Source organism: Bailinhaonella thermotolerans (genome assembly GCF_003594875.1).
In the GTDB taxonomy this organism is placed as follows: Bacteria; Actinomycetota; Actinomycetes; order Streptosporangiales; family Streptosporangiaceae; genus Bailinhaonella; species Bailinhaonella thermotolerans.
Window position 1 is genome coordinate 162,834 of record NZ_QZEY01000019.1, and the last position, 6,695, is coordinate 169,528.

Consider the following 6,695-nt stretch of genomic DNA (forward strand, 5'->3'; position numbering starts at 1 on the left):
CCGAGGGCGGCCCCTCCGCTCCGCATCCGCCGTGGTCCTCACCACCGCCCTGCTCGTCGGCCTCGCCGGCGCGCCCACCTGGGCCCAGACACCCACCACGCCTGACCCCACCCCCGCCCCCACCGCGCCGACGGAGCCGAAGGAGCGGCCCAAGCACCCCAAGGCGTACGTGGACGCCTGGGCACAGGCCACTAAGACCGGCGCGAAGGTCGAGGTGCCGTCGGAGAACACCGAGACGGCCACCGTGTGGGCCAAGCCGGACGGCAAGACCTTCGAGATGATCATGCACTCGGAGCCGGTCCGGATGAAGAACCCCAAGGGCGGGTTCATCCCGATCGACACTACGCTCGTGAATCAGGGCGGGGCCATCAAGCCCAAGGCGGCCAAGGGCGGTCTCACCCTGTCCGCAGGCAAGAACACCACCCTGCTCACCAGCACGAGCGACAAGGGCACGATCCGCCTCGACGCCCCCGCCACGCTGCCCGCACCGCAGCTCAGCGGGAACCGCGCCACCTATCCCTCCGCCTACGGCGAGGGCATCGACCTGGTCGTGCACGCCACCGCCACCGGGTTCCGCCAGCAGGTCGTCATCCGCACCCGCCCGGGCGGCCCCGTCACCGTCCGCGTCCCTGCCGCCTCCCCCAAGGGCATGGCCCTGGTGAAGGACGGCACCGGTGCACCCGCTGTGCGCGCGAGCAAGGACGCCAAGCCCGCCAAGCTTCCCCCGCCCCGGCTCATCGATGCCAAGGCCGCCACCCCCGGCGCGGGAACAACCGGCACGGCCGGCTTCACCCTGGACGGGAACACGCTGGTGTACACGCCGGACGCGGCGTACCTCGCCAACCCGGCCACCACCTACCCGGTGACCCTGGACGCGGCCACCGAGGAGTGGTGGATCCCCGAGGTCGTCACCGACACCTACGTCGCCGACGGCCTCATCAACGGGGCCGGCCGGTACGCGCGCGACCAGGCCAACCTGCCCTACATCAACGTCGGGCAGCACGACGGGGAGATGTACCTCGCCTACATCCGCTTCCCCGACATCCCCGCGGACTCCTCCCTGCGCGGCGGGAAGGTCTTCAACGCGGACCTGATCCTGTCGAACTTCCGGTCCAGCGCGTGTGGCATGCAGGTCGGCTCCGGCATCACCGCGCACCGGATCACCGAGGACTGGGACGTCGCCACCCTCGCCTACGACATCACCACGCGGCCGAGCTTCACCGAGGCCGGCGCCAACACCGAACTCGGCGCCTACAGCAGCGACATCAACTGCCCCGCCGGTGACCCCTTCAAAAAGGAAGAGGATCTCTACCACTACGTCAACGACATCGCCCAGGCGTGGGCCGACGGCGAGCCGAACTACGGCTTCTTCCTCGCACCCGGCAAGGGCGGCGAGGACCATGCGCGGAACTGGCGGATGTACCGGTCGTCCGAGAGCACTGTGGGAGCGCATGGACCCCAGCTCAAGGTCGGGTACGAACCCGCGCCTCCGCCACGGCAGGAAACGGTCGTCCTCACCTCGCGGGATCCGCTCGTTGAGATCCCTGAATACGAGGAGGCGCTCACCCGATCGGTGTACCGGCCCGAGACACCCGACACGATCGAGTCGCTGGCGATGAGCGAGGAGTTGGTGGACGCCAACGAGCAGCTTCGGGACGGCGCGGGCACCATGATCGGCAGCGAGGAGATCCCGCACCCAGCCCCCGATGAAGGGGGAGAAGACACCGGCGGCGACGAAGACGGGGAATTCCGCGCGCCTCGCGTGCTATCGACCGAGCCCGCACCCGAGGCCGTCAACATCCCACTGAATTCTCGTATTCGTGTGACGTTCAGTGAGCCGGTCGGCGGAACGAGGATGACGGTTAAGAACGCCCAGGGCGCCGAACTCCAGGGCACCCTCGAGTCCGATAGCATCGGAAAGACCGTCACCTTCACCCCCGCGCAACACCTCCTCCTGGGCACGAAGTACACCGTGGAGGTGTCGGAAGCGATCGACGGCTGGGACAACGTGATGGACCCCTACACGTGGTCCTTCACGACGCTCCAGCAGGCGGCGGGGCATTGGACGTTCGACGAGGGCAAGGATGGGACTGCCGCCGACTCCTCCGGGAACGGCCTTACCGCGAAACTGAACCGCACCGCCTCCTGGATCCCCGGCAAGGCCGGAAGCGCGATCTCCAACACGCCCTCGCAGGTGGAGACCGCCGCTCTGCAGAGGGCACGAACGCTGGGCAAGCCGGTCGAGGTTCCCGATCTGACGACGGAGACGTCGCAGACGTTCGCCAACCCGGACGGGAAGACCTTCACCACGCAGATCTCCTCCGGCCCGGTCCGGGTCCGGCAAGGCAACACCTGGGTTCCCGTTGACCCGACGCTGGTCGAGCAGGGCGGGGTGCTGCGGCCGAAGGCGGCCAAAGCCACCATGGCGTTCTCCCCGGGTGGGCAGACCCCGATGGCGACGATGGACCGCGACGGCAAGACGTTCACGCTGCGGTGGCCGTCCGCGCTGCCCAGGCCGGAGGTGAAGGACAACGTCGCCACCTACAAGGACGCCGCCGGTCCCGGCGCGGACCTGGTGGTGACCGCGCTGGGTACCGGTTTCCGGCACGATGTGGTGCTGCGCTCCAAGCCGGCCAAGCCGCTGGAGATCCGGCTGCCAGTGGAGACCCGGGGGTTGACGTTCGGTATGAGCAAGCAGGGCGGCCTGCAGCTCACCGGCGCCAAGGGCAAGGTGGAGGCGTCCGCGCCGAAGCCGGTCATGTGGGACGCGGACTCGGCCCAGCCGAAGCCCGGTACGGCGGAGGACAGCGCGAAGCTGTCCACGAAGGTGGTGACCGAGGGCGGCCAGCAGGTGCTGGTGCTCACCCCGGACGCGGAGTTCCTGGCCGATCCGGCGACGAAGTACCCGGTCACGATCGACCCCACCACGACGCTGGCTCTTGAGGGCGACATCGACGTGGCCAAGAGCCAGGATGGGTACCCCGGTTCCGTCTATCTGTCGGCGGGCGGAGGGTGGGGAACGACCACTCGTGCCTACATACGTTTCGGCACCGAGGCCCTGGCTGGGGCGAGCGTCAGCGACGCGAAGCTCGAGCTGTGGAATTTCGAATCGTCTAACTGTCCTGAGAACGCGCCTGGGATCCAGGTCCGCCGCGTCACCTCCCCCTGGAGCGGCTCGGAGCCGCTGAACTGGGATAAGCAGCCGACGAGCACGACTGAGGACGCGGTAACCAACACCAAGGCCTTCAGCCAGACCAAATGCGCCTCTACCGGGGCGGGCACGATGGCCTGGACCGTCACCGGCATCGCCCAGGACTGGGCCCGCGGTGCGGCCAGTCACGGCCTGGTGCTGAGCGCCGCAATCGAAGGAGGCGTTTCCGGAAACTGGCGGTACTTCAACTCGGGTGAAGGCGGTACGGCCAACAACGGGCATCCGCCCAGGCTCACCGTCACCTACACCGCACCGGTCACCAACCCGGTGATCGATCGGCTGCGAATCACCCCGGCGACGGTCACCGACGGCATCACCGTGGCCTCGTCGCTGACCCCGGCCCTGGCCGCCACGCTCACCAGCCCGTCCGGCGGCATCGTGCGGGGTGAGTTCGAGGTTGAGCACGACCCCGCCGCCACCGGCCAGGGCACCGGGCAGATCTGGGCGGGTGCCGTGGACAACGTCACCTCCGGCGGTGACGCGTCGATGACGGTTCCGGGTGGGAAGCTGCAGGACGGGTGGAAGGTGCGCTGGCGCGCCCGCGCTGTCCAGGGCACCGCAGCGTCGGCCTGGTCCGCCTGGCAGGCGGCCACGATCGACCCGCCCAACCCCACCATTGGGCAGCTCCAGGTCATCCCCTCCGAGCCCAAGGACGGGAAGACGGTCACGACGAGTCTGACGCCGAGCCTGCGGGCCACGGTCACCGACCCGGCCGGCCAGCCGCTGCGCGCCGAGTTCGAGATCGAGCACGACCCCGCGGCGACCGGGCAGGGCACGGGCCGGATCTGGGCCGGCGCCGCAGACAACGTCGGCTCCGCCACCCAGGCCGCCGTCACCGTCCCCGAGGGGCTGCTGAAGGATACCTGGGCGGTGCGCTGGCGCGCCCGCGCCGTCAACTCTGCCACCACCCTCGGCTCACCGTGGACCGAGTGGCAGAGCCTGGCCGTGGACCTGCCCGACCCCGAACCCAACCCCGGGATCGGGGCCTTGCAGATCACCCCGTCCAGCCAGGCCGAGGGCAAGACACTCGTCACGAGCCTCACCCCGAATCTGCTCGCCCAGGTCACCAACCCGGCCGGCCAGCCGCTGCGGGCCGAGTTCGAAATCGAGCACGACCCCGCAGCGCCGGAGGGACAGGGAACCGGGCAGGTGTGGACCTGGGGCGTGGACAACGTCCCCGCCGGCACCCAAGCGAGTGTCGCGGTCCCGGCGGGAACGCTGAAGGACGGCTGGCAGCTGCGCTGGCGCGCCCGCGCAGTCGCCGGGCAAGCGGCCTCGGCATGGGCGGACTGGCAACCGGTCACGATCGCGCTGCCCAAGCCTGCGGTCGGCGCGCTGACGATGACACCCTCCGCCGTCACCGACGGCGTGACCACCACGCATGTGCTCACCCCCGCGCTGGCGGCGACCGTCACCCATCCGCAGGGGCAGCCTGTGCGGGCCGAGTTCGAGATCGAGCACGACCCGGCCGCACCCGACGGCCAGGGCACCGGCCAGATCTGGACCGGAGCCGTGGACAACGTGCCCTCCGGAAGCCCAGCGAAGGCGACCATCCCCGCCGGGAAACTCACCGACGGCTGGAAGATCCGATGGCGCGCCCGCGCCGTCGCCGGCGAGACCGCCTCGCCATGGGCGGACTGGCAGAACGTCACCATCCACGTCATCGCACCCGGGTCGGAGCCGCTCGCGGTCACCGACAAGCCGGTGATCCGCACCGACCAGAGCTTCACCGCCGCCGCCTGGCTACGCTGGGCCGACAAGGACGGCACCTACACCGTCCTGGAGCAGAAGGGCACCCACCAGGCCCCCTTCCGGCTCGGCAACGACCCCGAACACGGCCTCGTCTTCACCCTCACCAACGGCGACACCCCCGCAGCCACATCGGAAGGCGTGCTGTCAGGGGTCGAGCCACCGGTCGGCGAGTGGTTCCACCTGGCCGGCGTGTACGACGCGGAAGCCAAGACCGCCTCGCTGTACCTCAACGGCACCCTCGTCAAAACCGCGCCCGTCGGCTTCACGGCCTGGAACGCGGCCACCCCACTCTGGCTCGGCAGCACGATGAAGGGTGACCTGGACGAGGCGCAGGTCTACCAGCGGCCACTGGACAGCGGGCAGATCCCTGCACTACTGCTGGCGAGCCCGGGCGGCGCCTCGGCATCGAGCATCCGAGCGGACACTCCTGCGAGTCGAATCGCGAGCACCCGCGCCGCGGCCGCTGATGACTTCGATTACAAACATCCCAGCCTGGAAAAATGCGCGGTCAGCCCGAGCGAGACGGGGCTAGCGGAGTACGATGCGCGGATCAGCGAGAAGCCCTTCAGTTCGTGCTGGTCCGCCTACCTATACTTGCAGGACTACGAAGAAGACGACTTGACCAAAAAAATGAAAAAGTCGACCTGCAAGAACCCCAAGAAGGGATCGCAACAGTATCTCTGCAAGCAGCCGTTGCCGCAATCCGAGGACGTCTCCTACGCCTTACGCTTCCGCGCCACCTGGTCTATTCAAGGCTATATGGGCGACCAGACCGGAAACGCCGCACTAGGCGACGGCAGCCTCAAGCCGACCGACATGAAATTTTACATTAAGCTGGATGATCTCGCAGTGGTCGACGGGAAGGGGGACAAGGTTCTCGCAGGGTCGCAACTGAGCGGCGTGCCCGTAGAGATCGAGCTGTTCGCGGGAACGACGCCCTTCAGCGACGGCGATTGCGAGCCGGGCGTGAGAACCAAGACTAAGGACATCTCAGTCTGGGGCGGAGGTAAGCACTTTGAACTCTTCTACGTTCATGCGACGCCAGACGCAGGCAGATCATTTATCTGCACCATTGCTCCGCGCGTCCGGTTCTACTTCGATAAGCTAACCCTTGACTCGATCGTTGATATCCGCCTCTGGAGCGATAAGGCATTGGACGACAACGGTCGGACGGTTGGCATTCGCCGCCACGGCAAGGGGGAGCCGCACTTGCGGAGCTGGGTGCCAAACTTCCGCTGCGACCGCACGACGTTCGGCGGCGGAGAATTTGCCCGCATCGGCGGCTGTATCAACAAAAGGGCAAAGCGTGTTTTCGTAATGTCCAAAAAGAGGCATTCGGCGTTCATTGAGGTTATCCAGCATATCGAGGATGCACTGAAGCCGAATAACTCGCAGTCTTTCCCGCCACTCCGGCCTGGCCATGACTGGAGTAAGCCGGGCTATCCGCCCACCCGAAATGTGCTGGGCAACGAGCAGAACAAGCTTATCTACGGCGACTGGGGTGCCATCCAGAACGGCAGCCCTGGCGACGATGAGCGCGGCAAGCCTCTGAAGCGTGGCACGCCCGGCGTCACTAATCCACTCAATCGCAGCCATTTTTCCGGCATCGAGCTGCATATGGATATGGGAACTCCGCAGCAAATGGAGTGGCTGTTCGCAGGAAACCCTCCGAGACACAAGTGGTCCATTAACCTCTGCAAATACTACATGCCGGAGGCGTACCCCCCCCCCC

The 6,695-nt window shown here is 67.6% G+C and carries 1 protein-coding gene; it reads left to right on the top strand.

The annotated features are described in order from the left end of the window. Nucleotides 1–31: 31 nt before the first annotated feature. A partial coding sequence (locus D5H75_RS33555; protein WP_202638761.1) for a DNRLRE domain-containing protein occupies nucleotides 32–6,695 on the top strand: 6,664 nt, incomplete at its 3' end.